A 17,367-nucleotide genomic window follows, 5' to 3' on the forward strand; every position below is an offset into this window, starting at 1 on the left:
ATGTTACAGGCGATTGGCGACTGGTTCTGGCAGTACGGGAAAAACACATTCGACGTGATCGTCGGCACAACCGGACTAATTCTCTCGATAATCGGCCTGTGGATAACGGTTGTAGTTTGGCGGCAAGTGAGCGGTATTAACGCGTACCTTCGATATCGAATCCTTGCCGAACAGTGCAGTGTCAAACTAAAGCCGGTCCTCAAGAACGCCAAGAACTACACAAGCATGTCACGATGGCAGCAGCTACATGCAGAGTTCAAAAAAGCTTCAGCAATTTGCGAGAGCCTAGAGGAAGTTGGGGGAAAACTGGGCAGCAGGTCAGTTGCTCTCGCGTCACAACTCCAGCGGGCAACAGCGAGCAACACAGCAATCGAGGATCTCGCAGAGACGTGTGTTGCTGATTTAGAGGCGCTCGCAGTCGCGGTTGAGTTGTATTCAAAAGGCAAGCAGTGGGAGGCGAAGAATGCTTGAAGAAGCGAAGGTGCGAAAATTTGTGTCAAAACTGGCCGAGGACACGGCCAGCGGTTCACTTAATTGGGAGGCGGCATCCTCGTTTCAGCTACAGACTGGATGGGGAAGGAACAATGCAATCGGTCCTATTTACATCACTCATATTGCCAATAATCAGATCATTGCCTACCGAATGACGTACAAGCATTGGCATGACGAAGAGAACTACGATGATGCCGAGGATGTGAGTGTCGAATTTGTGAATTCGAGCGGGACGAAAACATGGAGCGTTGCTGACGTTCCGCAGCGGCATAAATTACTCGATGCGATTGAATTTCGCGTGTCTGGAGCCGAATCTACCATCGACAGCTACCTTGGCGACGACGACGAAACAGAATAGGCAGGCTTTGAAATTGCCAGACATGCTTGGGTTGCACAAGTATAACATTCCGTTCCCGAACGACTCAGCGGAGGATCTAGCGACGACGGCGAAGCGACCACCACCGGCACGCAGGACCACTAAGAATAGGAGGGGTCATGCACATAGAACCGGAAATCGACGCCATGGAGCATGTGCCGCCATTTCCCCGACTTTGCCGGTATTTGTCGGAGCTGTCGCCTCAGCCGATAGTTGCCGTGGATGGGACGACGCATATCGTGTCGTATGTGAATCCGGCCTTTCTCCAACTGGTTAGGAAAGACGAAAAGGACCTCGTCGGTCGGCCTTTCGCCGATGCAGTGCCCGAGGGAACCGAGAACGGATGCCTGGCTCTACTTGGCCGCGTCTTTCGCACCGGAATCGCCGAAAATTTAGCGGAGCAGGAACACCGCCAATTGCAGTCGCGACCCGTTTATTGGTCGTACGCGATGTGGGCGATACTCGGCGCAAGCGAGAGGCCGGTAGGCGTTATGATCCAGGTAACGGACGTGACCGAGACCGCGCTTTTCCGCCAGAAGTCTGTTGCGATGAACGAGTCCCTGCTGATCTCCGCGACCCGGCAGCACGAACTCACGGAAGTGGCGGAAAAACTAAGTGAGAAGCTGCAGGCTGCTGTTCGCGGTCGAGACCACTTCCTCGCGGTATTGAGCCACGAGCTTCGCAATCCCCTCTCTGCATTCAGCAGCGGGCTACAACTCCTCAAGCTGAGTGTAGGGGATCAGGATCTGGCAGAAGATACCAGAGAAATGATGGAACGCCAGTTGAAGCAGCTGGTGCGATTAGTGGACGACTTGCTCGACATCAGCCGAATCACGACAGGCAAACTGAAACTCCACAAGGAAAGCGTGGATCTGGCGTCAGTCGTGCGTGATGCAGTGGAGGCAAGCCGCACGCAAATCGAGAATGGGCAACACCAATTGACGGTTGCTCTACCGCCGAGCCCGATCACGCTCGACGGCGATCGGACCCGGCTCGCCCAAATATTCCTGAACCTGCTGAACAACGCTGCCAAATACAGTGAGCCAGGGGGAAGTATCCGGCTGACCGCCAAGTTGGATGGAAGCGAAGTTGAGGTTAGCCTTCAGGACCAGGGAATCGGTATCCCCGCCGGGAAGCTCCCCCACATTTTTGAAGCGTTCGTGCAGGTGGACACGTCATGGCGACGCACGCAGGGCGGAATGGGAATTGGATTGTCCCTAGTCAAAGAATTCGTCGAACTGCACGGCGGACGAGTTGAGGTTCTCAGTGAGGGTCTCGGACAGGGCAGCGAGTTCATCGTCCGCTTGCCAGTATCTGTGGGTGCCTCCGTCGAGCCGACCAATCGTGCAGAGATCCCGAGCGGGCCGCGTCGACGCATCCTTGTAGTTGACGATAACAAAGACGCAGCGGCGACGCTGACGATGATGCTCAAGATTATGGGACACGATGTGCGAACAGCACACGGTGGGGAGGCGGCAGTGGCCACCGCGGAGGAATTCCGACCGAACCTAGTTTTGATGGATCTCGGGATGCCAAAGGTGGACGGTTATGAAGCTGCCCGCCGCATTCGAACTCACACGTGGGGCCAAAACATATTCCTAGTAGCCCTTACTGGATGGGGCGCTGAGCGTGACCGGCAGCGAACGCAGGAGGTCGGCTTCGATCGGCATCTAGTCAAGCCTGTGGACATGGACGTTCTTACGGGAATGCTCGCAGAAATGCCGGTTTCTTGACGTAACATTTGGATCTAAGGGGCTGTCTGAAAAACACGCTTTTGCCTTCCGTTTACTTGCTCTGTGGAGTATTAAGCGGATCATGTTGACGTAAATCATTGCTTCGCTAATCTCGGCAAGCCGTTCGTACTCGCGGCAGTGGCGGCGATACTGGCTCAGCCAAGCTAAGGTGCGTTCGACGATCCAGTCGACCAACTGGCCCGTATAAACGCCATCGGCGAACAAGGTTCGCAAGTGGGAGAGCGTGCATTTCATTCGCTCAACGAGCACCTTAGCGCCATCGCGATCTCGAATGTTGGCCGGATGCAAAAGCGCGGTGAGCTGCAGACCCTGCGTTCCGACCATCAAGTGCCTCTTGCGACCGCGGATCTTCTTGCCCGCGTCGTACCCGCGAGCTTGTTTTTCGCAGTCGTTTTCGCCGACTGACGGTCAATGAGGCCGAACGAAGGATATAATTTGCGGCCCTGCGATTTACGCTCCAGGCGCCGCAGCGCATCACTCACCCCCTGCCAGGGCCATCCATGCGCCACAGGCGAAAGTAGTGATAGTACAATTGCCACTTGCCAAACTCTTTCGGCAACGCCCGCCACTGACAACCTTCTTTGTTTCCGCAAAAGATGCCGTCCAGGATTCGCCGCCAGCCGATCTCCTTGTGGCCGCGCGGCTTTAATGCTGGCAGAAACCGCTTAATCACCTGCCACTCGGCATAGGTCAACTCCCAGGGACTCTAGGTGCCTTGCGAAGCCGAATCGCACCCTAGTCCCCATCGGCGAGCAATCGCTATCGTGACTGCCGAAGCTGATCCGCTTGGAATTCGGCAACGACAACCTGACTTCGACCTTGCTGACTGCGACCTTGATCTTGATGCGACATTCCGAAATCCTCTCGGGTGAGCGCAGAAAAATCCTTTCGCGGTGAGAAACAAAAGTAACGTCACTAAACTCAATCGCATCAAGGAATTTTCGATCCCACCAAAAAGGGTTCACGGCTTTGGGTAGCTCGCGTCAATGATCGTCTCAGCCCACTACCGCGATGACCCAACCGAAGCTTCACTGCCTGTGGAAATATCTTCTGCTTTTTCTTCGGTGAATATTGTCCTTACCCGGGCTGCTTCATCAGAATCGTCGGCATGCACTGAAAGGAGGATGTGACCCTGCTGCAATTTTCCCTCGTACCGCTGCGCTTCGTATTCCGGTATGCCCATGCCGATCAATGCCCCCGAAACTCCGCCCAATGTGCCGCCAGCAGCAGCACCAGATAGCGCCGCCATAATTGGCCCCGCAGCAATTAACGGTCCAACGCCAGGGATAGCAAGTAAACCAATTCCAGCGAGCCAACCCAAAGTTCCACCGACAACCGCGCCCGTGCTCGCGCCGATCGCCGTTCCCTCAGGTGCCTTTGTAGAATTGTCGACCGCGAAATCGCGAGTGCTTTCGTTATTTGAACACAAAACTGAAATGTCGTCGGAAGAGAAGCCGCCGGTCCGCAAACGATCAGCGATGCGAACCGCCTGGGCATTACTCGTTGCAAGACAATATACACTGGTCATAATTCATTCCCCTGATTTTGAACAATTCGAGTTTTAAAACTGATCCGTAATTCCTCAACTGCCTACGGTGCAATTTCGATTTGGTTATCGACATTGACAGCACCGGATGTATCCTTGGCAAACTTGTCGATTACATCCTTCTCCTCCTGAGAGCTAACGGGACCGCGTAGCGTAACCTTGCCATTCTCGGTGATGATTTTGACGTTGCGGCCATTAATCGACATGCCAGAGTGATTGACGATTTTCGTACGGATGTCTGCTGTCACTTTGATGTCATCAGCACCTTGACCTTGGTCAAACGGAGTTTTGGTGCTCGAACTTTGATCGCGAGTGTTGACAGCCGTGTTATCTCGACTTGTCGCCCCATCTGCCGGTAACCTCACCGACGAGTTGTCAGTTGAGGAGGAACCTGGCGGCGGTGCCGTCTTTGTTGTTGGGCCAAGTGAGTTTTCACAGCCAGCTAATAGGGCGAGTAAAAGGATTCCATAACAGCGCATTGGCAACCTCCTTCGAGAGAGAAAAAATGAAGTTAGAAGTAAGGCGGGCAAATCGCTTCAATTCGATTCGCACGATCAAATAGGCGAAGGTGCTTTGCAGCACGTCGTATGCCGCCAGTCAAAAACGCCCCGACAATGAAGCGGAGTTTTAAACCAGCATGCAAATCGATACAGAAGTGGGAATCGTGGATTGTTTCAGCAGCCCAGTTTGACGTAATTGCGGTCACAGTGCTCACGTAGCCGCCAGAGAGCGCTTCGAATCTAAGGCGCTCGCAGCGCGCGCATCTGAAAGTTTTGTCACTCAAGTCAATTTGCAACCGTGTGGTGTTGACGGCCCCGGGCAAACTCCGGTTAACCGCTGGGCCGGTCGAACTGCGGGAGGCTAAACGACCTGCTGCACTCGACTGGCACCGTAGACAACTCCGTGCTCGCGTAAAGCAGCGTGCCTTCGCTTTCGCGTGGAGTTAGTGCTACTTCAACGTCATGCCGGGACGATTCTAACTCCCTCAAAACTGACCTAATCGCTTCCAGGTTCGCCATGTGCTCTCTGTCGGCGATTCGGTGCCAATCGATCCTTCTTTGACACTGAGTACTGCGGGAATACCAGCAGTTAGCAGAGAAGTCGGTGGGACAGTTCGAGTCGAGTCCGTGCCGGCGGAAACGGTCACCGCTGGAGTTTTGGTCAGGCCCTTGTTCATAAACGCGCCGAACAGGAGTTTATCCGCCAACCCTGCGTAAGCGCCCGGAACCGAGATGGTGCCCCCCTTGCGGCAACACTTGATGGCTTCGTTGACTGCGTGCATCTGATCGGACGGCATCACCGCAGTCCTGATCTGATCGGCGACGACACCCAACGTACTCGCCGCATGAGCCTCGCGGCCAACGGCGTCGATGCAGCGATCGGGCCCACGTCCCTTAGTCAATTCTTGGAGCTTAGTGTAGGTATCAACCTTGCTGAAGTCGATCATCTCGGCTTTGCCATGCTCCTGCGCCATTTTCAGTCGTTCCGGAATGCGATCAAATGGCAATTATCAAGCAGCAAGTCGATCTTTTGCGTAGCACTGTTCGACTGAAAACACGTTGATTTGCTCAACAACCAAAATGCTCAGCAAATCAGTCGACAACAGATTTGACGTCCGAGCTGGTAAGAAAGGCTAGTAGCTCGTGGGTAAGCCGGCTCGACTCCTCTCTTTGGAGCCAATGTGCTGCCTCTTCAAACCATTTGATTCGACCATGATCGCAAAACGCGAGGCTAGCTTCTGCAAGTCCAGGTTCTTCAGTCGGGTCAGATCGACTCATCAGAATCAAAGCCGGCGGAACGATGCGGATCTGCATCGATCGTGTAGAACGACGAAAGAAGGCGCGATAGTAGTTCAGCATGGCGGTGGGCGCGCCAGACTGGGTCCAACCGTCGAGCAGATAGGTTCGATCGCTGTTATCAAACACGCCAGGTTGACTTGTCGCAACGACACTGCGGTACAGCAAATTGAAGTGGTTCGCTGAGAGGAGAAGTTCGGGCAAGTATGGCACCTGAAGCAATGCCACGTACCAGCTCCGCAATAGTTGAGTGGGACTACGCAGCAAGTACCTAAAGAACGCGCCTGGGTGGGGAGCGTTCAGAACTGCGAGCCTTTTCACCCGCTCGGGATATCGCGCAGCAACCCACCACGCAACAATGCCACCCCAGTCATGCCCGACTACATGGAATCTTAGCGCTCCTTCCGAATCAGCAAGTGCTACGACATCTTTCGCCAACTGGTCGATATCGTAGGCTGAAACTTCCGACGGCTTGTCGCTTCGTCCGTATCCCCGCTGGTTAGGAGCAAGCACTCGAAATTCGGCGGCGAGCGAGGGGAGTTGAAAGTGCCATCCTTGCCAGAGATCGGGGAATCCGTGGAGCAGAATCACGAGGGTATTAGAGCTATCGCCTGCCACGGCGCACTCGAAAGATACACCGTTAGCGAATCGTGACTCTACTAACGCGGGAATGTCGAGCGGTGTCAACCGTCTTTTCTCCGCCTTACGATCGTGAAAACTGCTCCTCACCGGCAATAACCGGTCGCCGGTGAAGTGACGCGACTGAATGCCTGTCCGGTGGGTGACAACTTGTGCGCTTTTGCGAGATTTGCTTTGAATAAATCCTGTTACTCGAGATGGCGGCGCGAGATGGCACTTTCACGTTCCACGCAAGCCCAAACCGCTCCAGTAACCGAATTACCCAAAAGCTCACGTCAATTTGCCACCAACGCAGCCCATGTCTGGCCGATGTCGGAAAGGCATGGTGCGTGTTGTGCCAGCCTTTACCCAGCCCAAGGATGCCAAAAAAGGCGTTGTTGCGACTTTCGTCGTTGCTTTTGAACGGTTGCTGCCCCCAAATGTGGCAGATGGAATTGATGCTCCAGGTGACATGATGCACGAACAGGATTGAGGGAGCAGAGGCAGCTACGTCACGCCCATCTTCACGACTTCGGCAACAGAGTCCTCGATCTACCCTTCCAGCTTCTCGACTGTGTTCGGGTCCGTCATCGTGCATTCGTTCCATCCTAATCCCTCTTGGCAGAGATGAACTCCACATCCACCGTCTCGCCGGGCCGTCCCGTTTCTACGGGGTCGAACCGTAGCCTTCTGATTGCCCCTCGATACGCCGCCGACGAGGACAGGTCCACTTCGTAGGTCCGCATTTTGCCATCCGGCACGATGGCGAACTTCACGCTCTGTTCCCCCCGAAACCCCGGCTTGTCGGCAGATTCCCAAAACAACTCGGCGGTCTTGTTCGTCGTCCGGTAAGCCGCTCGAACGAAGATTGTGGCGGCGTCCTTCGCCTGCCAGCATCCTTCAGGACCGAACATCTGCGGATCGTCCTGCTCGACTTTCAGCCGCCAGCTATCCTTCACCGGGATGCCCGTGTCGTTGGCGTTCACGAGCCACCAGTGCTGGCGGTCCTTCTTGAAGCGGTAATCCGGCACGGCGGATTTCGGGCGCTGCTTGTAGGCTTCTTTGCGAATGTTCGTCAGGGAGTCGAGGACGAGCGTGTAATGGTACTCGTAGACGATGTGGTGATCGAGGATTTCTTGCCGCACGGGTGCGACGTACCCGCTGGGATCATCGTCGGGACCGCCCGTGTTCGGCTTGCCGTAAAACCCGCCCACAAAACGGACGACATCGGGGTGAATCACGCCAAATCCCCAATCGTCGTCGTCCACGAGAGCGGCCCAATGTTCGGTGGCGAAGAACGTCGTCCAATGCGGCCTCGTGCCTTTCGCCGGTATCTTGGGAATCTCCTTGAGGGGCTTGTCGGCGAACGGACTGTCACCCGTGTAGGTCATCAACCGGTGCAGCTTGCCGGTGGTGTAGACGGCGGGCAATTCTTGATCCATCGCTCGGTATTGAGCGTGATCCTTACGATCATTGGTCAACCGATTGCGGACACGGACGGAGCGACCTTCCAGCGTGATCCACGTTTCAATTTGGCAATCCCCCGGCAAATTCTTCAACGCCCACTGCATCGGGACCGACTTGATGTAGAGGGTCTTGCCGTCATTTTTCTTCTCAATCAATTTCGACGGGTTGCCATAGACATCCCCGGCACTAACCGGGTTCCACGGCCAGTCCTTCCAGCCCGGATGCGGCGTGCCAAAGGGCATGGGGCCAGAATAGTATGATTGGCCGATCCACCTGCCGAGATCATGGACGTTGACGGCACTGTCAGTTTTCTTGGCATCGGCCAGAAACCCGATGCTACCGCCACGGTCGAGGTCCACTCCGATTTTGATGATCCCATTGTCCAGGTAAGCCATCTTCTCCGAGTCACGCACGACCGGGCGCTTCTCCTCGCCGACACAAAACGGCACGAGTCCGAGGATGGTCAGCAACAGTGCCCGAACAAAGATCATCGGTCGTCCCTCTTTGCGACAACACCCCATACGCCTTCAGCATCGCCATCAGTGGCTCCGGGTCAGCCAGCCGATGATCGGTGCCGACCTCAACCAACATGGCCCCGCTGTTCACCGCCAACTCTTACGAATCAGAAAGGGAATCACGTCGTCGGCCCGGCTGTGCAAGATCACGGTGTCTGGCCTCACCGTCTGAGCCTCAAAGTTCACATGTGCAACGCCTACCTTGGCAACTATTCAACTTGCCTCGGACGATGAAGCGGCGATTTTGTTTGCGGAATCTCCTGGTTCAGCCAACGACGTAGCTTGTCGTAATACTGGCGAGACGTTTCGTCCTCGATTCGCCGGCATTCGCCAAATGCTTTGGTCCTGCGTTGAAGCTCGGCGCTTCCTTCGGGCGTTTCTTTCAACTGTTCAACAGACGCCAGAAGTTGAGTCAGATTATCTTCGACCAGTTCCTCGATCAGGAAAGCCTCTTTGGGACTCATGTGTTGGAGCGTGATTTCGTTCCCCTCACGAGTCGCTTTTCGGGTACGGTCCATCTTGCTTCCTTCTCCTTCGATATTTCTTCGCTGCACCCATCTTAGCAGGCTCACTTCAATTCCCGATGAAGTCGTTGGCCGAGATGCTCAAATGGGCTGATCTATCTCCCCATGCCAGCAGCGTAGTGACTGCTGATTTGCTCAGGCGAAAGCACTTTCGGATAGATGGCAACTTCGTCCAATCCACCGCTGAGGAATCCCGTTCGATTGCGTGTCGCCAATTGCAATGGTGAATCGCCATTCTTGGGAATCACATGCCATCTGCCAGGATTCTCATAGAACGTGGTCTTGGTTCGATAACCTTTGCCCGTTGTCCCGTTGGTGTAGAGAATAACTCCCCGACTACGTGCCTGATTTTCATCGTAGGGTTCAAAACAGGCGACAAAGTGCAGCCACGGCGAGGGTATTTTAATTGGTTCCCGATAGTCGTCACCGGCTCCTTCATCACCGGCAAGATTCCAAGCGTAGGCGCAGATGCGATTCGGAAAGTTGGGATCATGTTTCGTGTAAAAGCGAAATCCCCACTCCCGTTCATTGGGTTCGCCCTTACCCAGCCAATGTACATATTGGCTGCCCGGTTCTGGAGTAAACTCAGTCTGATCGGGGCGCATCCACACTTCGACGGTCAGCCCGTCTCCGCTGGTGGAGATGCTGAAATCTGGCGAACTGGGGATTTCGATGTAGGATTTTGGAATGAATTTAATCGACTTATTCGAGTTGCCTTGAATCGCCCCTTCGATGCTCAATGTCGGAGTGCCGACGATCTTGCCATGCCGACAATGGCCGGATTCATCGACGACAACATCATCGAGCGATTGCTCGTTCAATCGCCAATAGCCAACAGGTTTGTCGGCCAAGATCGTTGCTGCGTAACAGTCGCTGGAGTTCGGTATCATTTCGGTGCGATCAAGCTCTGGAGGTCAGACCGTCTGCCAATTCCTGCGGCAGTCTAGCTTACGCCTTTAACGCAGATTCTCGCAACTTGAGTCCATCTCAAGAAGCCTCACCCATGAGCGAGTGATTTCACGAAGCCACGTAGAGCCTGGAAATACTCCGTCCGATTCCACTTGACGATTGAGTTGTGGTCACCCGTCGGCAATAGAATCAGTCGCTTTTGCTGACTGGCGGCCTCTTCTCTTCAAGGCTCGGCCTCGTGTGCCAATACGCCCACAGAAAAAAAACGGCCTGGAGAGGCAATCGAAGAAAGTGAACCACCGGCGAGGCGGAAAGCAATTCCTGGTGATGGTAGAGATAGATGTTTGAGGTAAAGACGGCGATCAACATGGCGATAATCCCCCATGCCGCCAGCCGTGAAGTTCGTGGAACTAGAGCAGTTGCATTTTAGGCCTGGCGGTATCCGCAGTGGTGGAAATAGTTTCGGCACTCGGGTTCGGTGAAGAGTTCGAGAACCTGGCCGCAGAGTTCCCAGAGCTTGTCGACGGTGGCGTACTACAACATGGTTCGATCACACTTGGAGCGAGACCATCTACCGCCCAGGGGATGAAGCTTGGGAGTCTGCAAGAAGTCAAGGCGAAATGCCTGCGATGCTGGCAATGTACCTAGGTACAGAACTCAAGAAGCAATACGAGCCGCTCGACGTAAGTCGTTGCGGCCCTAAGTACACCCAAGAGGGCTCGAACCTCTAACCTTCGGTTCCGTAGTTGGTCTTTTCGCACTTGCCAAAAAGCTCGAACTTCATTGCCAGAAAAGAGTTTAGCATTTTGACCGGGATGATCAATAGTTATCGCACGTGATCGAAAACAAGCGAAAGAACGCGGTAAATCATCGAGTTGCCGGTAATTACCGGCTGCTGTTTTCGGACGCAAATCATGGTCAATGGCCGGGGTCATTTTCCGATGAACAATCGTTGCGCCGCTAATCAACTCAAGGCCACGTCCAGTACCATCATCACGGCAAAACCGATCATTAAGCTGACCGTCGCCAAGTCCACGTTACCTTGCCGGTGGGATTCGGGGATTAGCTCTTCGACCACGACGTACACCATCGCGCCGGCTGCGAAACTCAGCGCATAGGGCAAAATCGGTGCGGCTGCCACAACGGCCGCGGCGCCGATTATAGCAGCAACCGGTTCGACGGCTGCGGAGAGTTGCCCATACCAGAAGCTCTTCCACCGACTCATGCCTTCACCGCGGAGTGGCATTGCTACTGCGATTCCCTCAGGAAAATTCTGCAGCCCTATCCCGATTGCCAGGGCCACCGCAGCCGAAAGACTAGTCGCCTGACTACCAGCGATCACCCCGCCGAAGGCAACACCAATTGCAAGCCCCTCGGGAATGTTGTGCAACGTAATTGCGATGACGAGCAGTACCGCGCGACGAAGGGAAGTCTTGGGTCCCTCTGCTTCTTCCAGTGGGAAGCCCAAATGCAAGTGCGGCAGCAATTTGTCCAACGACCACAGCGCGGCTCCTCCTAGCAGAAAGCCAACGAGCGGCGGAAACCAAGCCGGTAGCGGGCCGCGTTCCGAAATCTGAATCGCTGGAGCCAGCAACGACCAGTAGCTGGCCGCCAGCATGACTCCGCCTGAGAATCCGAGCATGGAGTCGAGCAGCTTGCGATTGACTTGCCCAGTCCAGAAAACCGCAGCCGCACCGAGGGCGGTTACTGCCCAAGTGAACAATCCGGCCAGCAGAGCCTGTAATGCCGGGTGGAGAGAGACAAACCAGGAATACATGTCGGCCACCTCAAGACCAGTTCGTCGACGAAGTCCAAGTAATGCGCGCGGAGGCAACCTTGCAAAATATCGGGAATAGAGTGAGCGCTGGATAGTTTCCGGCGGCTTCCCCGAAAAACAGGCTGTAGCCTATACCGAACAGAGTACGATCCAGTTCAGCCGATGAACAAGTTCGAGTTACCCGAGCAATAAGTTGTCACGCACTTCAGTTGGCATTTCTGGCGCTTCGAGCAATTTGTCGGTGGCGCCGCGAAGAATATTGCCGGTAACAAGATTGTGGCGACTCTGGCCGAGGATGCGAATCGCGTGGCGCATCGTTGGCTGCGCGCGGCGATCGACAACGGTATTATTTGCAACTCGACAACGGACGCAGTCTTCAAGTTCGATGCCCCGGTGCAGTGGGTCAAGGATTTGGCAGTCGGAGATGCCGCAGTCTTGGCAGCGCAAAAACGTCACCGCCGCGCCGCGTTCAGGCCTACCGGAACAGAATCGCTGCGTCGTCAGGCCGCTGAGTAGCACATTCTCGCAATCTTCGAACCGAAGCCCGTCTTTGGGAGGCTCGGAGTCAAGGCTTCGCCACCCAATCGCGTTGGCGCCAACGACGATGCCGGCACAATGGGTTGCAAACACCGACAGGTCCAGCGAGTCGTAGATCGAGTTACCGGTGATCGTAACCCGAGACGCATTGCGCAGCTCAACCGCGCGCCATTGGCTACCGAGCACGTTTCCGGTGATGTTGATGAGATGGGCTGTATCGGGCTTGAGTTTCTGCGGTGAATCGGCTGGCTGCGGTCGTGTTACTGGAGCGCCGACGATGCGAATATTGGCTCCGCCGGTTTGCACCGTTGCTTGGATCGTGTTGCCACTGATCGTGACCTCGCTTATCACGCCCTCGGTGGCATCGAACCAAATTTCGGAGCCTCCCGGATGTTGTGACAGGTCGGGACGCTCTGCCGGCGGTTTACTTGCAGAACCAGCCGTTGCGTTGTTGTATTCAATGTCATTGCCGACGATCTGCAGGTTATGGACGTCGCCGCCAACGGATTTGATCCCGGCAATCTTGTTCCAACTGATGTGACAGGCATGAACAATGGTCTGGTGCAGATTGCAGCGATCAAAGAACAAGCCGATTTCGAGGTTGTCGTACAAATGCGAGTCGGCCAGCACGAAGTCGCGGTTGCGCTCCACGAGATGCACGCCGATCTTGCAACGGCGAACTAGCACCTGGGAAATCACAGACTTCAACGTCTTCCGAAGTTCGATCCCGACGGCCTCGGGATGCTCACCGACGATTTCAATACCGCTGATTGTGAGAAACCGTTCGTGATTCCACGTGTGAGCCTGAACACTTGCCGGCGAAGCGGTTCCCTGATGATCGCCAATCACACGCAGGGCTGGACCAGGTCCCGTCATCACGATTCGCGAAGTCCCCGCTTCACCACGCACCGCACCGAATCCTCGCTGCTTCAGGTCGAGAACCAACGGTTTCGTGATGCGATACGTCCCTTTGTTGAGTCGCAACACGCCGTCGCCGTCGTTCAAGGCATGTTGCAAGGCGTCTGTATCATCGGCAACTCCATCGCCGATAGCGCCAAAACCAAACACGTTAGCCATCTTATTTTTCTCCGACCGAGTCGCAGCTGCGTTGGTGACAAGGTGGTGAAAGCACCCGTCTTCTTTAACTGGGCACGCTCATTCCGCTTTCACCAGATTGTTGGCCACGACACCAGCCGGCCCTTGAATCTCGACGACTTTTGCCTTCTCGTCTTTCGTGATCGCCGTGTTTCCAAAGACATGGGCGGGTTTGCTGCTGTCCTTGATAATGATCGCCGGGCCGGTGAAGCCCTGGACGGTGTTGCTCGTGACGATCACCGTGGCCTTGGTCGAATTGACCGCCGTTCGATAGCCGTTGAATGAATTAGCGTCGATGGTGGCGGTTGAACCTTCCCACACCCAGACGGCATTGCCCTGTTTCTCGCCGTGGCCGAGGAACTTGTTGTTGCTGATGGTTGCCGTTCCCTGCACCAAGACGGCAGCCACGCCACCCCCTTCGATCTGATTCTCCTGAATCAGGGCCGTGGAGCCTTTCACGGCGATGAGGGGCGGCACGCCACCAGTTCGGGAAAGTTGGTTGCCGCTGATCGTTGCCGTCGATCCATCGGTCACACCGATAGCAACCAGTTTGTTCTCATGGCACTTGTTGCCCTGGATCGTGGCGATTCCCTCTCCCCGCATCCCGATCCCGGCCATCTCATTTTCCCGGCACTCATTGCCCACGATCAGCGGGCTGGCCCCATCGCAGCCGATGCCCGCCATCTTGTTCTTGCTGCATCGGTTGTTGCGAATGATGGGTTCGGCTCCATCCCGGCAACCAATGCCAGCCATGTCGTTCTCGTAGCAGTCGTTATCCTCGACGACGGGAGCCGTTCCATCCATGCGAATCCCGATTCCCGCACGGCGGTTCTGGTAGCACTTATTGCCTCGCATGATGGGTCTTGCGCCTTCTCGGCAACCGATGCCTGCTCGGATGTTTTGGAAACACACGTTGTCGAGGATGATCGGGCTTGAGTTCCGGCAGCCGATCCCGGCACGCAGGTTCTCGTGGCAGGTGTTTTCTCGCACGACCGGCTCAGCCAGATCAGCCACGCCGATCCCACCGCCCAGGTTTCGATAAGATATATTGCTCGTGACGAGCGGCGTGACTTTGTGTTCCCTGCTGCCGACCACGGCGATGCCAACATCGCCGTTGTGGTGAACGATGTTGTTCGTTACCGAGGCGATAACACCCTTGATGCTGATCGCCGGGATCGTTCCTTCGGCCTGTACCGAGCCTTCGTCATCAGCCAGTTCTTCGCCGTGGGAATCGAAGTGCTTTTTCCAGAGTGCATCGTCATAGGCCCCGACGTTGGTGATCGTGAAACCGTCGAGCGTGCTGCCCTCGGCCATGACGACGCCGGGCTTGTCACCGATCTTGCCGCCACCGTCAATGATCGTGGCCTCGGCCCGCTTTAGCCCGGCCTTTCCCTTTGAGTCATCTCCTGCGCTGCGGACGATGATTCCGGCTCGCACCGAGATGCGCTCGGAGTAGCGCCCCGCAGCGACTTGCACCGTGTCACCGGGCTGGGCGGCGTCGATAGCGGCTTGAATGGTCTTGTGGTCTTCGGGAACACGAAGTGTCGCAGCCACGGCTGGGTGTGCCGTGGCAAGCAAGAGCAAAATCGTTGTCATTCGCAGCATGGTGAGTCCCTTTGTTTGGCTGATTCTAGCCCTTTCCCACCACGGGTAGAATCAAGGCAAGCGGCAGCCCCTTCTCCCACGCACAGGACGCACCAAATGGCAACTTTCATCACGAACATCAAGTTCTCTCAACAGGGCATCAAAGACGTCGACCACACCACCAAACGGGCAGCGATCTTCAAGGCCGAGGCTAAGAAGATGGGTGTGAAGGTGAAGGACATCTACTGGACGCTAGGCGACCATGACGGACTACTGATCTTGGAAGCCGCCGACGATGAAACTGCCACCGCCGCCATTCTGCATCTGGGAGCGATGGGCAACGTCCACACGACCACCTGCCGGGCATTCACCGCCGCCGAGATGGACAAGATCGTGAGTAAGGTGCATGGCGGCTGAGCTCACCACTTTTTTTGCCAATGGAGGTCCAATATGAGAACTACATTCTGCGGGTTCTGGATCGTTGGAGCGCTGCTCGTGGCGATCACGGCGATTGCCAGCGCTGACGACGCCAAAGACGAAGCAATCAAGAAGGACCGCAAGCTGATCGAAGGCACTTGGAGAATCGTGACGCTGGAAGTGAACGGCAACAAGTCAAATGACGAGGATGCAAAGAAGCTCTCGGTGGTCAACGGCCCGGATGGCGTGTGGAACCTGCTTTCCGAAGGCAAAGAAGTCGCCAAAGGGACGAATTCCTTTGATCCAACCAAGAAGCCCAAGACCATCGACTTCACGATCACCGAGGGCGGCGGCAAGGGGAGCGTGCATCTTGGCATTTACGAACTTGGGGAGAAGTCACGCAAGCTCTGCTTTGCTCCACCCGGCAAAGATCGGCCCTCCGAGTTCACGTCCACGCCCGGCAGCGAACATATTCTCGTGACGTTCGAGCGAGAGAAGTAGGAAGAAATGGGAGCAAACAAGACTCGCCGCCGCTTCCTCCAAGATGGCTCGGTCCTGCTTCTGGGAGCCGGGCTTGCTTCGACTTCCGTAGCGAGCTTTTGTCCGACGACTCGCAGCGCCGAGTTTGTCGAGTGGCTGCGAGGCGACCTCAACACTAGTTGCGGAAGATGCTGCGAAACTCGAATTAACCTGGGGAGCAGGCTATAGCCCGCAAACTACACGAAATCCCGTGTTCCCGGTGCGTCCGATGGGGGAGTAGTTGTTGCGGTAGGCACTGCGGCAGTGAAGGTCGAAGTAGTGCCAGCCCGCACCGCGCACGACTCGATTGAATCCAGTTGCCGGGCCTTGAGGATCTTCACACATACTCCTGGCGTACCAATCAAAGGCGTGATAGTCCTGGCAGCGTTCCCAGGCATTGCCGTGCATGTCGTAGAGGCCGAAGGGATTGGGGCGTTTGCTTGCCACCGGACGGGCGCCAATTTCTTGGCCATTCTTCTCGGCAGTGCGATTGAACCAGGCGTACTCATCCAGATCCGCAACAGCATCGCCGAACGAATATTGCGTTATGGTTCCCGCCCGACAGGCGAACTCCCACTCTGCCTCGGTCGGCAATCGGTATCCATTAGCGTTGGCGACTCGGGTCCACACCTTCTGTTCACTCAGCTCGTAACAACTATCTCGCTGCTCGTTCTGGCTGAGCCAGTTGCAAAAGGCGATCATGTCATTCCAGGTGAGCTGAGTCACGGGGGACTCATCAGTCACTTTGTAGCCAGGTGAGCTCCACAGGGCCTTTTGTTTGACCGGATCAGTTTCTGCGATCTTCGATGAGTTGCCCCCGCCAAAGCGTTCGGTCTCTGTCACATACTTCGCAGCTTCCACGAATTGGCGAAACTTGCCAACAGTCACTTCAGTACGCCCCAACCGGAATGGCTTCGGGAGAACCACTCGATGCTGCGGCTGTTCCTCATTCTGAATGCGATCAGCTTCCCCTGGGGCAGCACGCGGAACAGTCTTGAGCAACATCAATGCAGCTTCAACCTGTGCGGGAGTGCTTCCCATCGAGAACTCGCCCGGAGGAATCAAAACGAGCTTCATTCCGAGTGAGTTCTTCTGCACAATCGGCACGCCAAGGTGCTTTGACCAGGCTTCTTGATGGGACTTGGCTTGCTTCTCCGTGAATGGAGCAACGGCTGGCGAGCGAGGTTCCGCAGCGGTAACAATCCCGGTGGACAGGCAGCGGAGAACGATGAAAAATGCCCACGGTGGCATGGCTCTGTGTAGCAATTTCATTTCGCAAGTCCGATGTTCTGAAACCAAATGGATCCGCCCAGTCTAGACGTCTGCGTTGTCACGGATAACCTTGGCAGCTTTTGATTTGATGCAGCGATAGCTTGCACGGGCGGAGCCAGGCATAACGGCGAGGCTGAAGATCCCCTGTGGTTGACTGTTTCAAGGAGTA

Annotated in this window: 18 protein-coding genes and 1 pseudogene; 6 read left to right on the plus strand and 13 right to left on the minus strand. The window is 55.6% G+C overall.

Going from position 1 to position 17,367, the window contains the following annotated elements:
* The 3 genes from ETAA8_RS32795 to ETAA8_RS32805 all read left to right on the plus strand — a co-directional run bounded on the left by ETAA8_RS32795 (position 1) and on the right by ETAA8_RS32805 (position 2,601).
* Positions 1-471, plus strand: a complete 471-nt coding sequence (locus ETAA8_RS32795) for a hypothetical protein (RefSeq protein WP_145099209.1) — start codon at positions 1-3, stop codon at positions 469-471.
* Positions 464-850 (plus strand): hypothetical protein, encoded by a 387-nt coding sequence (locus tag ETAA8_RS32800; RefSeq protein WP_145099212.1) that lies wholly within the window; start codon positions 464-466, stop codon positions 848-850. Before ETAA8_RS32795 ends, ETAA8_RS32800 begins: the two co-directional genes overlap by 8 nt.
* A gap of 137 nt (positions 851-987) precedes the next feature.
* Positions 988-2,601, plus strand: coding sequence for an ATP-binding protein (locus ETAA8_RS32805; RefSeq protein WP_145099215.1), 1,614 nt, complete (start codon positions 988-990; stop codon positions 2,599-2,601).
* Here ETAA8_RS32805 and ETAA8_RS36030 read toward each other — a convergent pair.
* From ETAA8_RS36030 to ETAA8_RS32835, 6 genes and pseudogenes are all read right to left on the minus strand, one after another.
* Positions 2,539-2,994, minus strand: a pseudogene (locus ETAA8_RS36030) (transposase); the annotation flags it as partial. The gene ETAA8_RS32805 and the pseudogene ETAA8_RS36030 overlap by 63 nt on opposite strands.
* A 106-nt stretch (positions 2,995-3,100) precedes the next feature.
* Positions 3,101-3,316 (minus strand): transposase, encoded by a 216-nt coding sequence (locus tag ETAA8_RS32815; protein ID WP_145099218.1) that lies wholly within the window; start codon positions 3,314-3,316, stop codon positions 3,101-3,103.
* Between the two features lie 309 nt (positions 3,317-3,625).
* Entirely contained in the window at positions 3,626-4,150 is a 525-nt protein-coding gene (locus ETAA8_RS32820; RefSeq protein ID WP_145099221.1) for a hypothetical protein, read from the minus strand.
* Between the two features lie 62 nt (positions 4,151-4,212).
* The gene (locus tag ETAA8_RS32825; RefSeq protein ID WP_145099224.1) at positions 4,213-4,647 is read right to left on the minus strand and encodes a BON domain-containing protein; all 435 of its coding nucleotides are present in this window, start codon (positions 4,645-4,647) and stop codon (positions 4,213-4,215) included.
* A 506-nt stretch (positions 4,648-5,153) separates the two neighbouring features.
* On the minus strand, positions 5,154-5,642 hold the full coding sequence (locus ETAA8_RS32830) for an MDR/zinc-dependent alcohol dehydrogenase-like family protein (RefSeq protein WP_145099227.1): 489 nt from the start codon (positions 5,640-5,642) through the stop codon (positions 5,154-5,156).
* Positions 5,643-5,760: 118 nt separating this feature from the next.
* Positions 5,761-6,693, minus strand: a complete 933-nt coding sequence (locus ETAA8_RS32835) for an alpha/beta fold hydrolase (RefSeq protein WP_315851593.1) — start codon at positions 6,691-6,693, stop codon at positions 5,761-5,763.
* 232 nt (positions 6,694-6,925) lie between these two features.
* Here ETAA8_RS32835 and ETAA8_RS35100 point away from each other — a divergent pair, with 232 nt between their 5' ends.
* On the plus strand, positions 6,926-7,075 hold the full coding sequence (locus ETAA8_RS35100; protein ID WP_202921419.1) for a hypothetical protein: 150 nt from the start codon (positions 6,926-6,928) through the stop codon (positions 7,073-7,075).
* 115 nt (positions 7,076-7,190) lie between these two features.
* Here the strand turns inward: ETAA8_RS35100 and ETAA8_RS32845 are convergent, their stop codons facing one another.
* The 6 genes from ETAA8_RS32845 to ETAA8_RS32875 form a co-directional block, all read right to left on the minus strand.
* Entirely contained in the window at positions 7,191-8,519 is a 1,329-nt protein-coding gene (locus tag ETAA8_RS32845) for a hypothetical protein (RefSeq protein ID WP_145099237.1), read from the minus strand.
* A gap of 254 nt (positions 8,520-8,773) precedes the next feature.
* Positions 8,774-9,082, minus strand: coding sequence for a hypothetical protein (locus tag ETAA8_RS32855; RefSeq protein ID WP_145099240.1), 309 nt, complete (start codon positions 9,080-9,082; stop codon positions 8,774-8,776).
* Between the two features lie 101 nt (positions 9,083-9,183).
* Entirely contained in the window at positions 9,184-9,939 is a 756-nt protein-coding gene (locus ETAA8_RS32860; protein ID WP_202921420.1) for a LamG-like jellyroll fold domain-containing protein, read from the minus strand.
* Positions 9,940-10,961: 1,022 nt separating this feature from the next.
* Positions 10,962-11,774 carry a ZIP family metal transporter gene (locus ETAA8_RS32865; protein WP_145099246.1) on the minus strand — a complete coding sequence of 271 codons (813 nt, stop codon included), beginning with the start codon at positions 11,772-11,774 and terminating at the stop codon, positions 10,962-10,964.
* A gap of 177 nt (positions 11,775-11,951) precedes the next feature.
* Complete coding sequence (locus ETAA8_RS32870; RefSeq protein WP_145099249.1) at positions 11,952-13,388, minus strand: right-handed parallel beta-helix repeat-containing protein; 1,437 nt, start codon at positions 13,386-13,388, stop codon at positions 11,952-11,954.
* A 78-nt stretch (positions 13,389-13,466) separates the two neighbouring features.
* The gene (locus tag ETAA8_RS32875; protein WP_145099252.1) at positions 13,467-15,011 is read right to left on the minus strand and encodes a right-handed parallel beta-helix repeat-containing protein; all 1,545 of its coding nucleotides are present in this window, start codon (positions 15,009-15,011) and stop codon (positions 13,467-13,469) included.
* A 96-nt stretch (positions 15,012-15,107) separates the two neighbouring features.
* On the opposite strand from ETAA8_RS32875, the gene ETAA8_RS32880 reads away from it, so the two are divergent.
* Positions 15,108-15,407, plus strand: coding sequence for a GYD domain-containing protein (locus tag ETAA8_RS32880; RefSeq protein WP_145099255.1), 300 nt, complete (start codon positions 15,108-15,110; stop codon positions 15,405-15,407).
* Positions 15,408-15,440: 33 nt separating this feature from the next.
* Entirely contained in the window at positions 15,441-15,908 is a 468-nt protein-coding gene (locus ETAA8_RS32885; protein WP_145099258.1) for a TIGR03067 domain-containing protein, read from the plus strand.
* Between the two features lie 201 nt (positions 15,909-16,109).
* Here ETAA8_RS32885 and ETAA8_RS32890 read toward each other — a convergent pair whose 3' ends face one another.
* Entirely contained in the window at positions 16,110-17,198 is a 1,089-nt protein-coding gene (locus ETAA8_RS32890) for a formylglycine-generating enzyme family protein (RefSeq protein ID WP_145099261.1), read from the minus strand.
* Positions 17,199-17,367: the final 169 nt, after the last annotated feature.

This window comes from Anatilimnocola aggregata (genome assembly GCF_007747655.1).
Lineage (GTDB): Bacteria > Planctomycetota > Planctomycetia > Pirellulales > Pirellulaceae > Anatilimnocola > Anatilimnocola aggregata.

Coding starts and splice junctions, on each gene's coding strand:
- ETAA8_RS32795 (WP_145099209.1), top strand. CDS start 1: ATGTTACAGGCGATTGGCGACTGGTTCTGGCAGTACGGGAAAAACACA.
- ETAA8_RS32800 (WP_145099212.1), top strand. CDS start 464: ATGCTTGAAGAAGCGAAGGTGCGAAAATTTGTGTCAAAACTGGCCGAG.
- ETAA8_RS32805 (WP_145099215.1), top strand. CDS start 988: ATGCACATAGAACCGGAAATCGACGCCATGGAGCATGTGCCGCCATTT.
- ETAA8_RS32820 (WP_145099221.1), bottom strand. CDS start 4,150: ATGACCAGTGTATATTGTCTTGCAACGAGTAATGCCCAGGCGGTTCGC.
- ETAA8_RS32825 (WP_145099224.1), bottom strand. CDS start 4,647: ATGCGCTGTTATGGAATCCTTTTACTCGCCCTATTAGCTGGCTGTGAA.
- ETAA8_RS32830 (WP_145099227.1), bottom strand. CDS start 5,642: ATGGCGCAGGAGCATGGCAAAGCCGAGATGATCGACTTCAGCAAGGTT.
- ETAA8_RS35100 (WP_202921419.1), top strand. CDS start 6,926: ATGGTGCGTGTTGTGCCAGCCTTTACCCAGCCCAAGGATGCCAAAAAA.
- ETAA8_RS32855 (WP_145099240.1), bottom strand. CDS start 9,082: ATGGACCGTACCCGAAAAGCGACTCGTGAGGGGAACGAAATCACGCTC.
- ETAA8_RS32865 (WP_145099246.1), bottom strand. CDS start 11,774: ATGTATTCCTGGTTTGTCTCTCTCCACCCGGCATTACAGGCTCTGCTG.
- ETAA8_RS32870 (WP_145099249.1), bottom strand. CDS start 13,388: ATGGCTAACGTGTTTGGTTTTGGCGCTATCGGCGATGGAGTTGCCGAT.
- ETAA8_RS32875 (WP_145099252.1), bottom strand. CDS start 15,011: ATGCTGCGAATGACAACGATTTTGCTCTTGCTTGCCACGGCACACCCA.
- ETAA8_RS32880 (WP_145099255.1), top strand. CDS start 15,108: ATGGCAACTTTCATCACGAACATCAAGTTCTCTCAACAGGGCATCAAA.
- ETAA8_RS32885 (WP_145099258.1), top strand. CDS start 15,441: ATGAGAACTACATTCTGCGGGTTCTGGATCGTTGGAGCGCTGCTCGTG.
- ETAA8_RS32890 (WP_145099261.1), bottom strand. CDS start 17,198: ATGAAATTGCTACACAGAGCCATGCCACCGTGGGCATTTTTCATCGTT.